This is a genomic window from Paenibacillus sp. AK002 (assembly GCF_053903045.1).
The window spans coordinates 480,022-498,764 of the sequence record NZ_CP096377.1 but is presented as its reverse complement, the minus strand read 5'-3'; the positions used below and the strand labels follow the sequence as shown (position 1 = coordinate 498,764).

At 55.1% G+C, this 18,743-nt stretch carries 17 protein-coding genes; 11 read left to right on the top strand and 6 right to left on the bottom strand.

Annotated elements, in window-relative coordinates; translation table 11 throughout:
- The first annotated feature begins 8 nt into the window (after positions 1-8).
- From M1D70_RS02105 to M1D70_RS02085, 5 genes are all read left to right on the top strand, one after another.
- On the top strand, positions 9-1,883 hold the full coding sequence (locus M1D70_RS02105) for an FAD-dependent oxidoreductase (protein ID WP_009593815.1): 1,875 nt from the start codon (positions 9-11) through the stop codon (positions 1,881-1,883).
- Positions 1,884-2,007: 124 nt separating this feature from the next.
- Positions 2,008-2,445: a hypothetical protein gene (locus tag M1D70_RS02100; protein WP_456288999.1), complete on the top strand. Its 438-nt coding sequence runs from the start codon at positions 2,008-2,010 to the stop codon at positions 2,443-2,445.
- Positions 2,446-2,477: 32 nt separating this feature from the next.
- Positions 2,478-3,482: a polyprenyl synthetase family protein gene (locus tag M1D70_RS02095; RefSeq protein WP_456288998.1), complete on the top strand. Its 1,005-nt coding sequence runs from the start codon at positions 2,478-2,480 to the stop codon at positions 3,480-3,482.
- A 91-nt stretch (positions 3,483-3,573) separates the two neighbouring features.
- Positions 3,574-4,755, top strand: a complete 1,182-nt coding sequence (locus M1D70_RS02090) for a PCYCGC motif-containing (lipo)protein (RefSeq protein ID WP_456288997.1) — start codon at positions 3,574-3,576, stop codon at positions 4,753-4,755.
- Positions 4,756-4,952: 197 nt separating this feature from the next.
- Positions 4,953-5,888, top strand: a complete 936-nt coding sequence (locus M1D70_RS02085) for a hypothetical protein (protein ID WP_456288996.1) — start codon at positions 4,953-4,955, stop codon at positions 5,886-5,888.
- Between the two features lie 60 nt (positions 5,889-5,948).
- On the opposite strand, the gene M1D70_RS02080 is transcribed toward M1D70_RS02085, so the two are convergent.
- From M1D70_RS02080 to M1D70_RS02060, 5 genes are read right to left on the bottom strand one after another with little or no spacing between them, the layout of a single operon-like run.
- Positions 5,949-6,740 (bottom strand): energy-coupling factor transporter transmembrane component T family protein, encoded by a 792-nt coding sequence (locus M1D70_RS02080; protein WP_456288995.1) that lies wholly within the window; start codon positions 6,738-6,740, stop codon positions 5,949-5,951.
- A gap of 47 nt (positions 6,741-6,787) precedes the next feature.
- Positions 6,788-7,645: an ATP-binding cassette domain-containing protein gene (locus M1D70_RS02075; RefSeq protein WP_456288994.1), complete on the bottom strand. Its 858-nt coding sequence runs from the start codon at positions 7,643-7,645 to the stop codon at positions 6,788-6,790.
- Entirely contained in the window at positions 7,594-8,469 is an 876-nt protein-coding gene (locus M1D70_RS02070) for an energy-coupling factor transporter ATPase (protein ID WP_456288993.1), read from the bottom strand. The genes M1D70_RS02075 and M1D70_RS02070 overlap by 52 nt, the downstream gene beginning before the upstream one ends.
- Before the next feature lie 16 nt (positions 8,470-8,485).
- Positions 8,486-9,031, bottom strand: a complete 546-nt coding sequence (locus M1D70_RS02065) for a Gx transporter family protein (RefSeq protein ID WP_009593823.1) — start codon at positions 9,029-9,031, stop codon at positions 8,486-8,488.
- Positions 9,015-9,395 carry a NusG domain II-containing protein gene (locus tag M1D70_RS02060; RefSeq protein ID WP_009593819.1) on the bottom strand — a complete coding sequence of 127 codons (381 nt, stop codon included), beginning with the start codon at positions 9,393-9,395 and terminating at the stop codon, positions 9,015-9,017. Before M1D70_RS02060 ends, M1D70_RS02065 begins: the two co-directional genes overlap by 17 nt.
- Before the next feature lie 159 nt (positions 9,396-9,554).
- On the opposite strand from M1D70_RS02060, the gene M1D70_RS02055 reads away from it, so the two are divergent.
- The 6 genes from M1D70_RS02055 (at position 9,555) to M1D70_RS02030 (ending at position 17,584) form a co-directional block, all read left to right on the top strand.
- Positions 9,555-10,619: an FAD:protein FMN transferase gene (locus M1D70_RS02055; RefSeq protein WP_456288992.1), complete on the top strand. Its 1,065-nt coding sequence runs from the start codon at positions 9,555-9,557 to the stop codon at positions 10,617-10,619.
- Positions 10,620-10,641: 22 nt separating this feature from the next.
- A complete protein-coding gene (locus tag M1D70_RS02050; RefSeq protein WP_009593809.1) occupies positions 10,642-11,391 on the top strand; it encodes a Crp/Fnr family transcriptional regulator in 750 nt (249 codons plus the stop codon).
- A gap of 286 nt (positions 11,392-11,677) precedes the next feature.
- Positions 11,678-14,482 carry a glycoside hydrolase family 3 C-terminal domain-containing protein gene (locus M1D70_RS02045; protein WP_456288991.1) on the top strand — a complete coding sequence of 935 codons (2,805 nt, stop codon included), beginning with the start codon at positions 11,678-11,680 and terminating at the stop codon, positions 14,480-14,482.
- Positions 14,483-14,758: 276 nt separating this feature from the next.
- A complete protein-coding gene (locus M1D70_RS02040) occupies positions 14,759-15,292 on the top strand; it encodes an RNA polymerase sigma factor (protein ID WP_090910220.1) in 534 nt (177 codons plus the stop codon).
- Entirely contained in the window at positions 15,279-16,928 is a 1,650-nt protein-coding gene (locus M1D70_RS02035) for a DUF4179 domain-containing protein (RefSeq protein ID WP_456288990.1), read from the top strand. The genes M1D70_RS02040 and M1D70_RS02035 overlap by 14 nt, the downstream gene beginning before the upstream one ends.
- A gap of 209 nt (positions 16,929-17,137) precedes the next feature.
- On the top strand, positions 17,138-17,584 hold the full coding sequence (locus tag M1D70_RS02030; RefSeq protein ID WP_456288989.1) for a carboxymuconolactone decarboxylase family protein: 447 nt from the start codon (positions 17,138-17,140) through the stop codon (positions 17,582-17,584).
- On the opposite strand, the gene M1D70_RS02025 is transcribed toward M1D70_RS02030, so the two are convergent.
- Positions 17,553-18,452 carry a sigma-70 family RNA polymerase sigma factor gene (locus M1D70_RS02025; protein WP_009593822.1) on the bottom strand — a complete coding sequence of 300 codons (900 nt, stop codon included), beginning with the start codon at positions 18,450-18,452 and terminating at the stop codon, positions 17,553-17,555. The genes M1D70_RS02030 and M1D70_RS02025 overlap by 32 nt on opposite strands.
- Positions 18,453-18,743: the final 291 nt, after the last annotated feature.

Here is an 18,743-nt window from a genome sequence, read left to right as displayed (position 1 = left end):
AGATTCGCATGAAACAGATTATCGTGCTGGGCGGCGGATACGGCGGTATACTTACCGCCAAGAAGCTGGCTAAACGACTGCGCAAACAGAAGGATTTGCGGATAACACTCATCGACCGCAAGCCGTATCATACGCTGCTGACCGAGCTTCATGAAGTGGCCGCCAACCGGGTCGAGGAGGATTCCATCAAAATCGACCTAAAAAAAGTATTTTCCGGATTCCGGAACGTGGACGTGGTGCTGGATGAAATCGGCGGCATCGACTTTGACGGCCAAACGCTCCAGGGAGAGAAACAGACCTACAACTACGACTATTTAGTCATCGGTACAGGCAGCAAGCCAACCTTCTTCGGCATACCGGGTGCGGATCAACACGCCTTTACCCTGTGGTCTTACGATGATGCGGTCCGCCTGAAAGAACATACCCTGAATATGTTCCGCAAAGCGGTTCTTGAGCGCAACCCGCAGGTCCGCAAGGAAATGCTGACCTTCGTCGTTGTCGGCGGCGGATTCACCGGTGTGGAAATGATCGGCGAGCTGGCCGAATTCACCCAGCAATTATGCAAGGAATTCTACGTGGATCCAAGCGAGGTTACGCTTCACGTTGCCGACATGGTCGACAAGATCCTTCCGATCCTGCCAGAGCCGTTAATACGCAAAGCCGAGAAGCGGCTGCGTAAAATGAACGTCAACATCATCACGGGCTCCAAGATTACGGAGGTTAAGCCGGACGGCGTTACCGTCGGCGGCAGCGATATCAAATCCCGCACCGTTATCTGGACCGCGGGGGTGGAAGGTTCCGATGTGGTCGGCAGCATGGATGTCGAGCAAAAAGGCCGCAAGCGGATTTTGACCAACGACAAGCTTCAAATTCCTGCTCATCCGAACGTCTATGTCGTCGGGGACAATATTTTCTACATTCCTGAGGGCGCGGCTGCACCCGTACCTCAAATGGTGGAAAACGCCGAACTCGCGGCCCCGGTCATTGCGCATAACATCGTGGCTGAATTATCGAACAAACCGATGAAATCCTACAAGCCGACGTTCCACGGCACGATGGTCTGTATCGGCAGCCGCTACGGGGTAGCCAACGTGGGCGTGCCGGGCCATATGTTCAGGCTCAGCGGCTTCCCGGCCATGCTGGTCAAACATCTGATCAACATGCTCTATCTGTTCCAGGTTTGCGGCTTCAACAAGGTATACCATTATATGCTGCATGAGTTCTTCCATGTCCGGAACAACCGCAGCTTCGTGGGCGGGCATTTTGCCAAACGCTCGCCGAATTTCTGGCTCGTTCCGCTGCGGATTTTTGCCGGATGGATGTGGCTGTCCCAAGGGTGGGATAAGATTCACAAGATCATTGACGATCCGAACAAAATGTTCCTCATTCCTGCCAAAGCAGCCGACGGCGTAAGCGCAGCTTCCGCTGCAGGCGCCGATGCAGCCGGAGCCGGAGCGGCAGACGCGGTGTCCGCTGCCTCCGCTTATACCGCAGAAGCGGTCTCCGCCCTTCCGGTGCCGGATTTCTTGAAATCCATCGTCGACTGGTCGATGGACCTGATGTTCTATACCGGAGACGGCGGCTATACTTCGCTTGCCTATGTGTTTCAGACCTCGATGGTATTGGCTGAGCTGATCGTCGGCATCCTGCTGATCGTCGGATTGTTCACGGCACCTGCAGCCGTAGCCAGCGTCGCCATGGGCGCCATGGTTTGGGTATCGGGTATGGCACCTAACGAGATGCTGTGGTATCTGGCAGCAGGAATCGCCTTGATCGGCGGATCGGGCAGCACGTTCGGACTTGACTACTATGTGTACCCTTGGCTGAAAAAGGTATGGAGACGAATACCGATCGTAAGGCGCTGGTACGTGTATACGGACTAATTCTTCTCTATTCAATAGAACGGGCTGATCGTATGGCGCTTTGCCGAATCAAGCTCAAGCCCTAACCGTTCTGCCGGCATTCACACTCTGATCAACACGAGCCTTCCGGAAGGAGTCAATAACGATGGATATGAAGCTATTACAGGATACGATCGACCTGCTTCGGTCGCATATCGATTCCGGAACGGATATCGATTGGATGGAGATGGATAACAGACCGGTGAGGGACATCGCCGATATGCTCAACGCTTATGAACTCGCCTATTCACGCAAAATGACGGTGCTGGCTTGCTGCATCCTGATTCATACTGCGCTAAACAAGCATGACAAGCTGCAAGCGAAGGATAACGAGAGACTGACGCGTTTGCTGCTGGACGGCGATTATTTGACCGGACTCATGTACCGGATTGCCGTCAAGCGAAGGGAATGGAAGCTGCTGTCCCGCCTTCTCCCCTTTCATAAGCGCATGCAGCTCAGCCTGCTCAAGAACGTTTCACCCGAAAGGATATTCAACGAGCTTAAGCGCGAAATCCGCAGCTATCTGGAGCAGCGGAGCGCGTAAGGAGCCATCCATGGAAAGGGGCGCGGATACAGATGAACCTTCATAACCAAATCGGAGTGGATCTCGCTTCCTTCGATCGCCTGCTCCGGGAGGTCGTCAGCTCAGACCGCGACCTCCCCCCTTCCTCCGTGGTGCTGAGCAGCGCCATGGATCTCATTAACGCCGGCGGCAAGCGGCTGCGCCCGCTTATGGTCGTGCTCGGCAGCCGTTTCGGGGAAAGCGGCCATGAGCCCGCCGTCATGAAAACCGCCGTACTGCTTGAATATCTGCACATGGCCTCGCTGGTGCACGATGACATTATCGATCAATCCGATATGCGGCGCGGCATGCCGACCCTGCACGAGACGACCGATGTCCAGACGGCGGTGCACATCGGCAACTACATGATTGCCCGTGCCATCGAATGGGCCGCCGGTCATCCAGGCGGCGACCCAGACGGGAACAGCGAAGACATCTCCGAAGACGAGGCCTACCGTTTAGCCGAGCTTGCGGCGCTGGTCACCGAGCTCTGCATGGGAGAATACGATCAGCTTCAACACCGCTTCGACTTCGGACTGACGATGGAGCAGTATTTGGAGAAAACGCGCTGCAAAACGGCCCTGTTGATGGCCCACTGCCTGAAAGCGGGCGCGGAAGCAGCCCATGCGGATGCCGGAACCGCTGAACGGCTCTTTCAATTCGGGGAGTCGCTCGGCATGGCCTTTCAAATCCGGGATGACCTGCTCGATTTCACGCAGCCCAAAGAGGCCATCGGCAAGCCGGCTGGCGCAGACCTGCGAAACGGCAACATTACGCTGCCGGTGCTTTACGCCCTAGACGATCCTGCCCTTGCCCCTAGAATCAGGCAGCTCGGCCCTCATTCCGCCGCGGCAGACATGGATGACGTCATCCACCGCATAGCCGCAAGCGGCGCGATCGGGCAGAGCGAAGAGCTTGCCCGTTCCTATGCGGAACATGCCCAGCGCATGATCGTCGACTTCGCGGATCACCCGGCTCAGCGTGATTTGCAGGCATTGCTCCATTATTTCCTGCCCTAAAAGACAGACATGAAGCCATATACTCCAAACGAACAGGGATACGTCCATCATGGATGCATCCCTGTTCGATATGAAAGGATGTTTAATCGACATGCATCGCACACGAATCTGGCGGTGGCGAATTGCGCTGACGGCCTTCCTGCTCCTGCTTGCTGCCGGGGGCTTCATGCTATTCAGGACATCTCCTCTTGCGGAACAGGAGACCGTTGACACGCAAGTGAGCTCCATCGCCATTTTTGCGCTCAAGGGCTGCGGCGGCTGTTCCAAGGCGCTGGGCGTCATGGAGCAGATGGAAGCAACCTCCCCGGACTACCGTTACCAGTATTTCAGCATTTCGGAGGATACGGAAGCCGTTAACCGGTACGGTATTACGGAGCACCCAACGATCCTGTTCCTGAACGCTCAGGAGGAAGAACTCGGAAGACTGACCGAAGATATATCAAGCGGCAGGATCCTGCGGGAGCTGGAAGATATCGCTGCGAACGGTGCACGCCCGCCCGAGGGAGCGACTCTCTCGGCCATCCCCGGCACGATGCCCAGCGTAACCCTCCATGCCTATGACCCGCATTCCGGTCTATTCACGCCGGTATCCCAGTACGTGCAGACGGATACCTCCGTCCGCTATCCGAAGGTCAGTGCCATGACGATGCTGACCCAGCTTTCGGATCTGCTGCCGCCCGAGCTGGAAAGCGCCATCCCGGCCGGCGTAAGCTTCGCCGAAATCCGAACCGAACACGGGGTAACCGTGGTGGAGCTGTCCCCATCGTTTCGTGCTTTTACCGGCTCTAAGGAGGGAGAACGGGCGGAAGAAGCCATCGCGCTTACGCTGCAGACCTTTGAAGGCGTGAACGGCGTTCAAGTTGTAAGCGGCGCGTATCGCAGCGACATCCTCTATGCGGAAGCCCTTGCTGGCCGTTCCGACGGCAAAACCGAATACCTGCTGCATCCCGATACGCCTCTTCCGCATATGTCCAGCGTGAAGGAATACAATGCAGCCATCCTCCATGCCGGCCACTTGGCCTTCATGCCCTGCTTCTGCGGATGCGGCGATGCCGGCCATAGCAGCAACCTCAATTGCTACTATGCTCAAGAGGAAGACGGCAGGCTCACGCCAACCACGCACGCGAAATTCTGCCAAACCTGCCTGGACGTCACGAATATGTACTTGGGGGGCAGGCAGCAGGGGCTGAGTCTGAAGGAAATCCGGCAATCCGTGGACCGGGCCTACCAGGGGATCAAGCCGACGGATACACCGATGCCGATGAATGAATAGGTATGACAAAAACACCGTTCCGTAAAGGATCGGTGTTTTTATCTATATTTTCTATGAGATGCGTTGTAAAACTATAATTCCCATATTATAACTTTACGACAGGCATGAATCTCATCTATGATTTGACTGGGTAAATCATCCATAGATGGGATACGCCAAAATTAAAAATCGGCAGATTAGAGGAGACGTATTACAACGTGATCAGAAAACACCTAAGCTTTTTTACACTGGCATTGCTGTTTCTTATGTTTACCCTTGAAGAGACGGAAGCCTCCAGCCAAAAAGTTAGTTTAACCCTCCCAAACGGGGCCACCTACTATGGTGAAGCGAAGAACAACAAACCTCATGGAAAAGGTACGATGCGATGGGGATCTTCCAAAGTATACAGCGGCGAGTGGTACAATGGGCAAAGATCCGGTACAGGCAAATACATATCGGACAAGCTTCCCGAGGATATGAAAATCGTCTACGAGGGGGAATGGCGAAACGATCGTCCTAACGGAACGGGAATGCGGAGCGAAAGCAACCCTGATTTTGAATTTCATGTAATCTCGAAGGGCATTTTCAAGGATCATGACTTGCTGTCAGGTTATACCGTGATGCAATCCATGGACATCCTTGGGTTTGAATACCGGAATGAGACCACTCTATTGGAGTTTTCCGCATCGGATCGGGAGCAGGCAAATGAATTGATGCAATCCAAATTGGCCCGCGGCCGCATTCAACTGCTTAATTATTATAAAAGTGATAAGTCCAAGCCTGACTACAAAGGGTTCGCATATGCAAGCGAGATGGAGGACTACGGGAGTTCCATCAGCGAAGGCGTATATCGAACGGGTGACTATGGGGTGATGGAGCTTTATACTGGAATGAATCAACGCTTCGAGGACGAAGAGCACTATAGAGTAGAGAATTACAAGAACGGGAGACTCGTCTCTGCAAGAGAAGTACCGGAGAACGGACGGTTTGCCGGGATCGTTCAAGGGAAAATCAATAACAAGAAGCATGTCCTGCAGCCTTATCTAGGTGAATTCTCAAAGCTATTAAAAGACATTGAAAACGAATCAGAGCCAAAAGGCTGCAACAACTCGCCCACCAGCGTTTGCGGGACCTTTCCTATCAAATTCGAGTAACAATAAAACCACAAACCGCAGTCCTTAAGGACTGCGGTTTTCATGCTCTTCAGACCGCCGTTACAGCAGCGCGGCTGCGGCCACGGGCAGAAGAAATACCGCCACGAATAACGTGTCCGCCCGCTTCCATACAAACGCCCTGAACCTGCTTCGCCGCGCACCCAGGCGATAGCCCCGGGCCTCCATGGAATCGGCCAACCCGATCGCGCGCCGGAACGCGCCTGTCGTTACCGGGACCAGCAGGGCAATGATCAGCCGTGCCTTCTCCCTCAGCGGGCGGGATGACAGGTCCAGTCCCCGGGACTGCTGGGCCTTCCACAGCCGCTCGGCTTCCTCGAAGATAGTCGGTATGAACCGGAGGGCAATGCCGAGCATCAGCACCAGCCGATCCGTCGGCACGCCGATGCAGGTCAGCGGCCGCAGGAGGCTGCCGAGCCCCTGGGCCAGCTGCTCCGGCTGGGTCGTGAAGGTCAGCACCGCCGCCAGCATGATGAAGAGTCCCATCCGCGAAGCGGACACGATCCCTTTTTCCAATCCGCCGGCATATACCTTGAACGCGCCCACATCCAGCAGTTTCCCGCCTCCCGCATCATAAAGGATGTGAAATACCAGGATGAACAACAGCAGGAACATCAGCGGTTTCATGGCTCTGATGTAATAACGGTACGGAATACGCGTGGTCCGGATCACCACCGCAGTGAACAGCAGCAGCGCGAGTACCCCCATATATCCGTCCACCAGGAACACGGCCACCATAAAGAGCGGCATAGCCGCCGTCTTGGCGCGGGGATCCAGACGGTGAACCCATGAATCGCCTTCCATATATCGGCCCAGGATGATTTTTCGTTTCATGTCGGCTCCCTCCCCTATCTCCCTTGCCTAGCCCTGCCAGCCCTGTCCTATGATCCCCGCAGTTCCGCATACCATTCCGCCAATGCTGCCGCATCCGGAAGCATTTCCGCAGGTTCGAGTCCAAGCTGTGCGGCCAGCATACCCGCCATCCGCACGGAGGAAGGAGCCATCAGGCCTCCCTGCTCCAGCACCTCCTGCCGGTGTACGAGCTCCCCGGCCGTTCCTTGAAACAGGACCTTGCCGTCCTTAATTACCACGAGCTCGTCGGCAAAGGCCACGATTTCCTCCAATCGGTGAGTGACGACGAGGACGGTTTTGCCTTGCGTCCTCGTTAATCCATGCAGCCGCTGCATCAGATCCTCCCGGCTGGCAGGATCGAGGGAGGCCGTAGGCTCATCCAAAGCCAAAATGTCGGGATCGGCCGCCAATACGGCCGCAACCGCCGCTTTCCGCATTTGGCCCGAGCTTAGCTTGAAGGGACTCTGCCCCAGCAGCTCCTCATCCAATCCGACGAAGGATGCCGCTCTGCGGACCGCCTCTGCGGCTTCAGCTGGACTCCGTCCGAAATTAAGGGGTCCGAATAATAGATCCTTCTCCACCGTTTCTTCAAACAGCTGCTGCTCCGGATATTGAAACACCAGGCCGACCCGCTGCCGCAGCCCGGCGGGAATTTTCTTGCCGTCACCCGATTCAAGGCGGAAATCCAAAATGCGAATCAGGCCGTCATCCGCCCGAATCAAACCGTTCATATGCTGGAGAAGCGTTGATTTCCCCGAGCCCGGCGCACCAAGGACGGCAATCATTCGGCCTTCCTCCAGCTCCAGATTCAGGCCGTCAAGCCCAAGAACCGGACTCATCCCCCGGTCCCGGTAGCGGTAAGAAACCTCTTCGAATGATATGACCATAATGCCTCCAGCACCTCCTTCTCCCTGACCAGCTCGCCGATATCGATTCCTCTCGCTTTCAGCTCCCTGCACAGCTGGAGGGCAAAAGGCGCCTTCAGCCTGCACCGCCGCAGCAAGTCGTCCTGCAGAAGCAGCTCCTTTGGACTGCCGTCCGCGGTCACCATGCCGCCGTCCAGCACGATCATCCGGTCGGCTTCGGCCATCTCCTCCACATCATGGGTGATGGAGATGAGCGTGTACCTGCCTTCGGCGTGCATGGCCCGCATCAGGCCCAGCAGCTCATTCTTGGCCTTCTCATCCAGCATGGAGGCCGCCTCGTCCATGACAATGATGGAAGGCTCCATCGCCAGCACGGCAGCGATGGCCGCCCGCTGCTTCTGTCCGCCGGACAGAGTGGCCGGATGCCGTTGGAGCAGATGGACGATATCCAGCCGCTCCGCATAGGTTCGAATCCGCTGCAGCATCTCTTCCCGGCTCAGGCACAGATTTTCCAGGCCAAACGCGATATCATCCTCTACGGTGAGGCCGACAAACTGATCGTCCGGGTTCGCAAACACCATGCCGATATGACGGCGAATGTCGCCCAGCGTGCGGCCGTTCAGCTCCAGCCCATCGATCAGAATGCGTCCCCGGCTCATGAGGAGCAGGCCGTTCAACAGCCGAATGAGCGTGGACTTGCCTGCCCCGTTTCTTCCGGCGATGCATACCCACTGTCCATGGGGGATCGCCAGCGAGACATCTTTGAGCACGTTCGTGCAGCCTTGTCCGTAATATACATGCTTGAGCTTTACTGCATGCTCTGACTTATCGGTTATGCCCGCCATGCCTAACGCCTCCCCCTTAGCTTTCTGTGTGAAACATGCCGAACGGATCAATACGCCGCAGGGATTCGATCAGATATTTTGCGGCCCATCCGACGAAGATCCCGGTCACCACGCCCGCCCCGAGCAGAAAGGGCAGGTAATAATAGATTTTTGCCGTCCCCAATACCAGCGAGGCTGCCGTCAATTGTCCGATATTATGAGCGATGCCGCCCGCGATGCTCACCCCGGTTAAGCTGAAATTGCTCCCCCCGAGCCTCAGCATGACATACATCACCAGATAACTCGCCAGAGCGCCGAACATGCTGAACAGGAAGGTCGAGAAGCTGCCGAGTATAAAGGCGGTCAACAATGTTTTTAAGACAATGAGCCACAAGGCATCCCTGCCCCCAAGGCAGACCAGACAGGTCAGAACCATAATATTGCCGAGCCCCAGCTTGGCGCCGGGTATCGTGACCGCGAACGGAATCAGGGCTTCCACAATGCCCAGCACCACCGATAATGATGCGCAGATGGCGATCACGACCAGCTTGCGGAGCGCATAAGGATCAGGAGACAACGGCATCCGGCTCACTTCCTTTAATTTGTTCTCCGGTCACTTCAACGAACACGCGATTAGGCAAACATACGATGGTGCCATGGATGTCGTGAACGTGGCCGAACCCGATGCAGAGCTGATCCGGACAATCCGACTCCACCATCTCGATCCCTTCGCGCGAGATCCTCAAAAGGTTGTATCCCCGCTCCGTCCGGATTTCTATGTCTCGGGGCTCTTCCGTCAGCGCCACCGTATCATAATGCTTTCCGTTCACCTCGATCATGGCATAGGTTCCCTTTGCCGTTCCGTCTTCCCCCATAAACTTGGATATTCCAAACCAGGCGACAGCCGCTATCAGCACAAGCGCTATTCCAATATCTCCGCGTTTCATCAGCATCTCTCCACTTCGCTTTGCTTATCTTCATTATCAGGGCTGCACCAAGTGCCAGAAATGATTTTTCTCACATTCAGCGGGGTAACGGTCTGATACGCTGAGATCATCGGAACTCGATGCAAAAACAGCATCAGAATTCGAAGAGGAGGCACTATCATGTATAGGAAGTTTCTTTCCTGCAGCAGCCTGTTGATCATGCTCACCCTGTTGATGACGGGAGCGATCGGCTGCACAACCAAAGCGGATCAGAAGACAGCCGCCAGCAACGAACCGGCAGCCGAACGTTACTTTATATTCGATACCATTGTAAGTCTCCGCGTTTACGATGAACGGATGACACCCCGGCATTTCGACGAGGTTAGGGCTCTGCTGGAACGGATCGACCAGCGTATGAACCGGCAGCTGGCCGGCAGCGAGATCGATCAGGTCAATCAAGCGGCAGGCAAATCCGAGGTCAGCGTTTCGGAAGAGACCTTCAATGTGGTCCAGACCGCCATCGATTACGCAGCGGCTTCCGGCGGACATTTCGAACCGACCGTAGGCCCGCTTGTGGATCTCTGGGGCATCGGGGGCGAACACCCCGCAGTGCCGAAAGAAGATGAACTCGCCGCCGCCATGCAGCGAATGAACTACAAGGATGTGATTTTGAATCCGGCATCGAACGCCATCCGGCTGAAGAAGGAGGGAATGTCGCTGGATCTAGGCGCCATCGCCAAAGGATATGCCGCAGATGTCATCGCGGACTATTTGCAGCAGCAGGATTTCCGCTCCGCCATCATTGACCTCGGGGGCAACATCCTGGCCATGGGTTCAAAGCCGGACGGCTCACCGTGGAATATCGGCATCCAGGACCCTGAGAAGGATCGCGGGCAATCCCTGGGTACCCTTCAAGCCGTCAACAAGACCATCGTGACCTCCGGCGTGTATGAGCGTTTCTTCGAAGCAGAAGGAACAGTGTATCACCATATTCTGAGCCCCTTCACCGGTTATCCGGTCGATAATGACCTGCTCAGCGTGACGATCGTGACCGACACGTCCATGGACGCCGATGCCATGTCGACTTCCGTCTTTTCGCTTGGGCTTACGGAAGGTCGGCAGTTCGTCGAGAGCCGGGATGACGCCGATGCCATTTTCGTCACCACCGACCATCAAATCTATCTCACCTCAGGTCTGACCGATACATTCAAACTGACGAATGACCATTATCAGCTTGCCGAATAAGTTACGAAAAGGAGAAGATCGTATGAAACAGAATCGAGCTGCAAGGTCCGATGCGAAGAATGGAGGGCTGTTTCCTGCGGCCACTTCCTTCGTCTTTTCGCCGCCGCATCTCGCTTTAATCCGGGAAATGGCCGAGCCAATCGGTTTGTTTGCCGGCGATTGTCTGTATCAGGAGAACGATCCTGCCGACCGGCTGTACTTCGTAAACCGGGGAAGCCTGAAGGTATCCAAGCTGCTGGAAGGCGGATTGTCGGCAACCTTGTCGCTCCACATCCCGGGCGATCTGTTCGGTGAGCCCGATCCGTTCGGACGAGCCGTGCATCATTTCGAAGCCAGGGCCATGGAGGATAGCGAGGTCGGCGTCGTGCCCCAGACCGAGCTGGATAAAATCATCCGCATCAACGGTGACTTTGCCGTGGAATATATGGGCTGGATGGCGCTCATGCAGCGTACCACGCAGAGCAAACTGCGCGATCTGCTGCTGCATGGCAAATCCGGCGCCCTATGCTCTCTGCTGCTGCGGCTGTACAATATGTACGGCACCGGCGGGACCGCCAAGGATCACAGGGCCATCATCGGCAAGCGGATCACGAATCTGGAGATGGCGGAGATGATCGGCTCTACTCGCGAAAGCGTCAACCGTATCTTGAACGAGCTTAAGGATCTTGGCGTGATTTCTACCGAGCGGGGGCGCATCGTTCTGAATGACCCCGCCTATTTGCGGAATATTTGCCACTGTGAGGACTGCCCCAAAGAGATTTGCCGAATGTAACGGACATCCACAAAAAACCTCTGAATGGAACACGGAGTCAACAGCAATCTTTTACCCGTATCCAAACAGAGGTCTATTCTTCTAATAGAGCATCCCATGTATTTTCTTTTACACGCAGGGAATCGAAATTTCCACATGAAAACTGCGCTAATTCTCGGTGTATCATGGCTCCGCCTTGCGCGCTATGATGGAGTTGATTTAACGGTTTAAAGGGAAACGCACACTTTTCGCATGTATATCTGAGAGCGTTTCCATTCCAACTCTGCTTAGAAATGAGGTTTTGCTCATGAAATATCCGTTCCAGGATCCGGATCTGCCGCTGGAAGAGCGGGTTCACGATCTGGTGTCCCGATTGACCTTGGACGAAAAAATCGAATTAATGTGCCAATACCAGACGGAAATCCCCCGTCTCGGCGTGCAAAAATATAAGCATGGCACCGAAGGCGCCCACGGCGTGGCATGGCTTGGCGAAGCGACGGTCTTCCCGCAAAACACCGGACTTGCGTGCACGTGGAATCCCGAGCTGATGCGTGAAATCGGCTCGGTCATCGCAGAGGAAGCCCGGGTCTATTACCAGCGCGACCGGGCCATCAACGGACTGACCATCTGGGCGCCGACCGTGGATCTGGAACGCGATCCCCGGTGGGGACGGACGGAAGAAGCCTACGGGGAAGACCCGCACCTGACCGGGGAACTATCCACCGGGCTGGTGAAGGGCATGCAGGGAGACCATCCCTTCTACTACAAAACGGTTGCTACCCTGAAGCACTTCTACGGCAATAACAATGAAGCCGACCGCGGCAGCGCCTCGGTAAGCATCGATCCGAGAAACAAACGCGAATATTATCTGAAGGCTTTCGAGGCTCCGTTCCGGGAAGGGAAAGCCGGTTCCATGATGACCGCGTATAACGGCATCAACGGCACGCCGTGCAACCTGAACCATGAAGTGAACGATATCGTCAAGCAGGAATGGGGCATGGACGGATTCGTCGTAGGGGACGCGGGTGACGTGCTGGGTACCGTCATGGACCATCATTATGTCGCTTCCTACGCGGAGGCCGTTGCGGATTCCGTCAAAGCCGGGATCGACAGCATCACCGACGATCAGGACATCTCCTTCCGCGCTCTCCGCGATGCTTTGGAGCAAGGATTGCTTGAAGAGCAGCATCTGGACCATGCCCTCCGCAATACCTTCCGCGTCCGATTCCGCCTTGGCGAATTCGACCCGGAAGAGCGGAATCCATACAGCCGCGTACCGGAGTCGAAGCTCTGCGCGCCGGAGCATGCCGAATTATCTCTTCGAGCCGCACGTGAGTCGATCGTGCTGCTGAAGAACGACGGTTTGCTTCCCCTTCCGCGTGATCCGTTCAAATCCGCGGCCGTGATCGGACCGCTCGCCAACGAAGCGTTCACGGATTGGTACAGCGGCACGCCTCCCTACCGGATTACGCCGCTTCAGGGCGTGCAGGCCAAAGCGGGAGACCGCAGCGTTCAATTCCATACGGGATTGGATCAGGTGCGCCTTCGTTCTGCCGTCAGCGGCACGTATGTCGCCCTGTCTTCCGAGGAGCAGGGCATCCTGCTTGCAGGCACGTCAGAATCCGCCGATGCCGCCGTGTTCGAGCGAAACGACTGGGGCTGGGGCTCCGTCACGCTCCGCCTGGTCAGCAGCGGCAAATTCGTGACGGAAACGGAAACGGGACTGCAAGCTGCAGCCGATGAGGCTCGCGGCTGGTTCGTGAAGGAGGCTTTCGGCTTCGAGGCGATGCCGGACGGAAGCTTTAAGATGAAAAACTGGGAAGGCAAACCGATCCTGCTCGATGAGCATGGCCGGCTTGTTGTTGGCGGCATCGAGGAAAGTGGAACGCCGTTTACCATCGAAACGGTTCAGGACGGCATCGCTGAAGCCGTTGCAGCGGCAGCATCGGCTGAAACCGCCGTCGTCTTCGTGGGAAACAGCCCGTTCATTAACGGCAAGGAAACGATCGACCGTCCCGACATCACCCTTCCGCCTGCACAGCAGGCCTTGATACAGGCGGTGTTCGAGGCTAATCCCCGTACGGTGGTGGTCATCGTAGGCGGGTATCCGTTCGCGGTGAACTGGGAACAGGAGCATGTGCCGGCCATCCTCTTTACGTCTCACGCCGGGCAGGAGCTGGGCCATGCGGTGGCCGACGTATTGTACGGAGATTACAATCCGGGCGGCCGGTTAAACATGACGTGGTACAAGTCAACCGAGCAGCTTCCGGACATCATGGATTACGACATTATCAAAGGAAAACGGACCTATCAATATTTCGACGGGGATGTACTGTATCCGTTCGGTCACGGTCTCAGCTACTCCCGCTTCAAGTACAGCGGTCTATTGCTGAGCCAGCCGAAAATGACGGCCGAAGGCAGCGTAACCGTTACCGTTGCCGTAAGGAACGAGAGCCAGCGGGCCGGGGATGAGGTGGTTCAGCTGTATGTGAAGGCTGACTCCTCCCGCGTCATCCGTCCGCTCAAAACATTGAAGGGCTTCCGCCGCGTCCATGTGGCTCCGGACACTTCGGAAACGGTAACCTTTGAGCTCAAGGCCGAGGATCTGGCCTTCTGGGACGTTACCCGAGAGCACTACTGCGTGGAAAGCGGGACCTATACGCTCATGGCTGGACCATCCTCCGGCCGACTGCCGGTCACCGCAGTCCTTCAAGTCGAAGGAGAGACGATCCCGCGACGCATGCTGCGAGAGCCTGTTCGAGCAGTGAATTATGACGACTACCAGGGTGTCTTCCTGGATGAATGCCGCGAAGGCGGCGAAAGCATCCGTTTAACCGGCGACTCGGGATGGATCGCCTTCCATGACGCCGATCTCGGCGATTCTCCGGTAACGTTCGAGGCCAGGGTGAGCGGACATATCAAGGGCGGCGACATCGTCATTACAACCGGCAGCCCGGATGGTCCGAAAGTCGGAAGCTGCAGGGTTCTGCCGACCGGAGGACGCCAGGCCTGGACGACGGTGGAGGCCGATCTGAAGGGGTTAACAGGACGCGCCGACGTCTTCCTGATCATGAAAGGCGAGGTGCAGATCAGCTGGTTCCGCATAGCTTAAGCCGACAGCGGCCCAGTGATAACCCTCTGTAATATGCTTAATCGATGGTTCTAACGAGCCTGCCAGCGGCACCCCATCTTACAGATATCCATAGAATATCAGCCCTACGTTTTATACGTTGGGCTGATGTTCTTTTTTGTTAGAATGAAGTCAATCCGAAAATATAAGAAAATGTCCCCGCCTTCGTTACAAGGCCACCTCCGCAAAAAAAAATATGAACCCTTTCCAAGGGTCATTTGTTTATTAGACATAACGCAAAGAAAGGAGTGCCTTGGATTGACGGAACGCGAGTTATTCGATTCATACAACAAGGATGTGTACCGTACCTGCTACTACATGCTGCGGAACGCCCAAGACGCGGAAGATCTCTGCCACGACGTATTCGTCACCGTATTTCGCCAGGATTGGAGAAGCGTGGAGCATACACGCGCCTGGATCATGCGCATCGCGATGAATCATTGCCTGAACCTGCTTCGAAGGAATCAGACCCAGCGGGAAAAGCAAAGCCAGGTCGAGTGGCTTCACGAACAGACCGCGGCATCGGTTAAATCCGTGGACACCATCGTATTGGAAAAAGCCGCGGCCGCGGAATGGGAGAGCCTGCTGCGGCAGCTCCCGGACAAGCTGATGGCCGTGGTCACGCTCCGCTATATTGGCGAGCTGTCGATGGCGGAAATTGCCGAAACGTTGAAGATCCCTGTAGGAACGGTAAAATCAAGGCTTCACAAAGCATTGAAAATCATGCGCAAAAAGCTCGAGCATCATAACGGCTTTTGGCTGAAGGGGGAGAAGCAATTTGGAACGTTTTGAGAACAATCTGAAAAATCAGATGAACACAGCGAATAACGTGTCTTATCCTGATTTTGACCGGATGTGGAGCAGCATACAGCAGGACGAATTGAAGGTGGCCGGAGGGGAATCGACTCCGCTTCGTCCGCGTAAGCGAAAGCGAATTGCGATCATTACCGGAATTTCCGTCGCCCTAATGGCCACACCGGTCTATGCAGCCTTGAATTATGATTGGTCCCATCTTCTGTCTTACAAGGCCGGGATCCAGACTGCGCTAGAACAAGGGCTTGGCCAGTCGATTGAGAAATCCGTTACGAAGGATGGTATAACGCTAACGGTGCACACGGCATTTATCGATGAGAACCGCACGTTCCTGCTCTACAGCTTAGATCCTGGCTCGACGCGGGCCGGCGAACAAATCGCTTTTGACCGAATCGGGCTTAAGGATAAAGAAGGCCATTCCGTCGAGGGCCATTATTCCCATCAGTGGAACGAGGAGTTAGGCGTATTCCAGGGGTATTTCGAAACCGATTGGGTTGCTGAGGGCCAGATCGCGGATATCGAGTTTGCGATGGAGAATATCCGTTTTACCGGCGACGGAACACAGTCCATCCCTTACGACCCTCAAAACCCGAATACGCAGGTATTCCCCATTCAAAAGGATGGCATTGACAGCGTGACCCTGCAGTCCTTCGAGCAAGCCGAAGGCAATGTCCTGCTCCAATCGGCCATTAGATTTACGGACCCTGAAATGAACAGCAGAAGCTGGGTGCGAATTCAAGCGGCCGATGGCAAGAATGAGATGATTAAGGAGGTTAAACCTTCTACTTTCGGAACTCCGGCAGCCACCGGAGAATACCTGAGCCAGCAAATATTCAAGTCCGATTCCCTGCGTGCAGGAGGTACGACATTCCAGCTGGCTTATGATCGCACGCTGCAAAGCGCAGACGGTATCTGGAGCTTGAATATGGCCCTGTCCAAGAAACAAATGGCCAACGGCACATGGAAGGACGTCCTGAATATCCCTGTAGATCAGGTGCCTGGCGAAACGAAGATCCATGAAATGATCGTGACGCCAACCCAAGTCCGGCTGATCCTGACCCATGAAGAAAAGTATACCCGTTTTCCTTTCATGGATTATCAACTAGATATAGGCGGAACGCTGTTGAACGGAGGTGTATGGTTTATTCAGGGACAATCCAATAAAACAGAGCTTCGCTTTGAAATGGCCGGACTGAATGCAGCCTCCCTGGCGAACCAGCCGGTGTCCCTGATCGCCAAGCACCGCGTCGACGAATTCGCCGGTGACAAGAGTCCGATCCGCTTGACCGATATTTCGGCTGAGCATCAGACCTTAACGTCCAGCATCGCCGGCTATCCGATCACGTGGACCTATTACATGAAGGACCACAACCTCTATGTGGAATCCTTGAGCTCCGACCCGGCGTTCGGCGGCGTCAACCAGACTTATTATCTGGACGGCGAAGATCGGAGCTATGGCATGCCGGCCATCATCGGCCTGATCGGCGATGACAGCAATAGACATATGGACGTGTATGAAAATTTCGACAATACCGATCTCGAAGTGTATGTTTCGAACTATACCACCCATAAGCGGGACGATGTCCTGCGCATCCCGCTTAAGGCCGGAAAATAAACATATAAGCGTTATAAAGACAAAGAAACCCTCTGGACGGACGAAAAGTTACCCGGGATAGCATTTCTGCCAAGAAATGCGGCCCTTTCGAAGCTTTCGTTCCCCATCCATGAAGGGGTTTCTTCTTTTTTTCGTTCACATGTCACAATTCCCGGCGGCGAACTGTCATATAGGTGAATATCAACCTCAAACGTAAAGGGGAACTGAACATGGAACTGCGAATGAATTACCGGTCGGCCAATCCCGAAGCCTTCAAGACCCTGCTTGCCCTGGAGCAAGCGGCCCAAAAAAGCGGACTGGATCACAAGCTGTACGAGATCATCAAGCTCCGGGCATCCCAGATCAACGGCTGCTCCTTCTGCGTGGATATGCATTCGAAGGATCTGCTCTCCATGGGCGAGAGCGTGGACCGTCTCCTCCTTCTGCCGATGTGGCGCGAAGTGCCAATCTATTCCGACGAGGAACGGGCCGTCATCGAATTGACGGAATGCGTGACCAAGCTGTCCGAAGCCGGCGTTCCGGCCGCAGTATACGAACGCGTGCGCAAGCATTTTGACGAGAAGCAATTCGTCGATCTGGTCATGGCGATTACGACCATCAATGCCTGGAACCGGATCGGCGTCGCTACAGGGCTGTTCCCGGGCTGTTTTGATTAAACAGCTGCAATTTATCCGGATTGACCACAAGAAAAATCCGGCTGATACGGGATAAGTCGGGTTCCCACTCAGCCGTAATGACCATGGAGACTCTGCCTTCCCGCTTCAGCAATACACCGGGCTCCCCGTTGACGGAGACGGGTTCAAACCCTTCCCGGAACGAGCCTTTGGCAGACAATCCCTCGAAGAAAGCCCGTACCCGCTCCATGCCCAATATCGGATTGATGGCTGCCTTCACTTTGCCGCCGCCATCCGACAGCAGCGTGACTTCTTCCTTCAGGAAAGAGAGCAGCGGCTTAAAATTCCCCATATCGGACGCCCGCAGGAAGGCTTCAACGAAGCGTTCCTGCTGTTCCGTCCGGGTCCCTTCTCCCACCGGCCCCTCCGAATGGCGGCCCATTTTTTCCTTGGCACGGCTGAAGGTCTTGCGGCAGCTGATCTCCGTCTTTCCAAGCATCTCCGAGATTTCATGATATTCGAGACCCAGCGTATCTTTGGCGATATAGACGGCACGCTCCAGCGGCGTTAAGCGTTGAAGCAGCACCAGATAGGCATATCCGATATTCTCGCGGCGTTCCGCAGGATCGGACCGCTTTATCATGTCATAATCCGGCATCGGCTCCGGCAGCCAGGGACCGGTATACGTTTCGCGCTGGCGCCTGGACGATTTCAGCAGGTTGATGCAGCGGTTCGTTGTCATTTTGGCCAAATACGCCTTCTCGTTAAGCACCTCTCCCCGATCCATCTGCACGAATTGGGAAAAAACATCCTGCACGATGTCCTCCGCATCCGCTGCACTACCCAGCATCCGGTAGGCCAGGCCGAACATCATCGGCTTGTATTCGATATAGATTTGATCCCATAACATCAGGCACACCTTCTTACTCTGTATATTGTCGACAGTAAGCTACACCACCTATAAGACAGATGAACGCTGCCGTCTGTGACATCAAGACGCTCTAATCCTACTCTATCCTATAGATCCCGATCCCTGAAAGGGTCAGTTTATCAGAGAGTTGGAGGGTCAACCAACGCTGCGTTCTTTATCTAATATGAACATTGCGACAAGGATCGATAAATCTATCGACATTTGGGTAATTTTTAAATAACATATGGAATGACCTCACCACACACGTAAAAGGTTTAAGAGTTTAGAAAG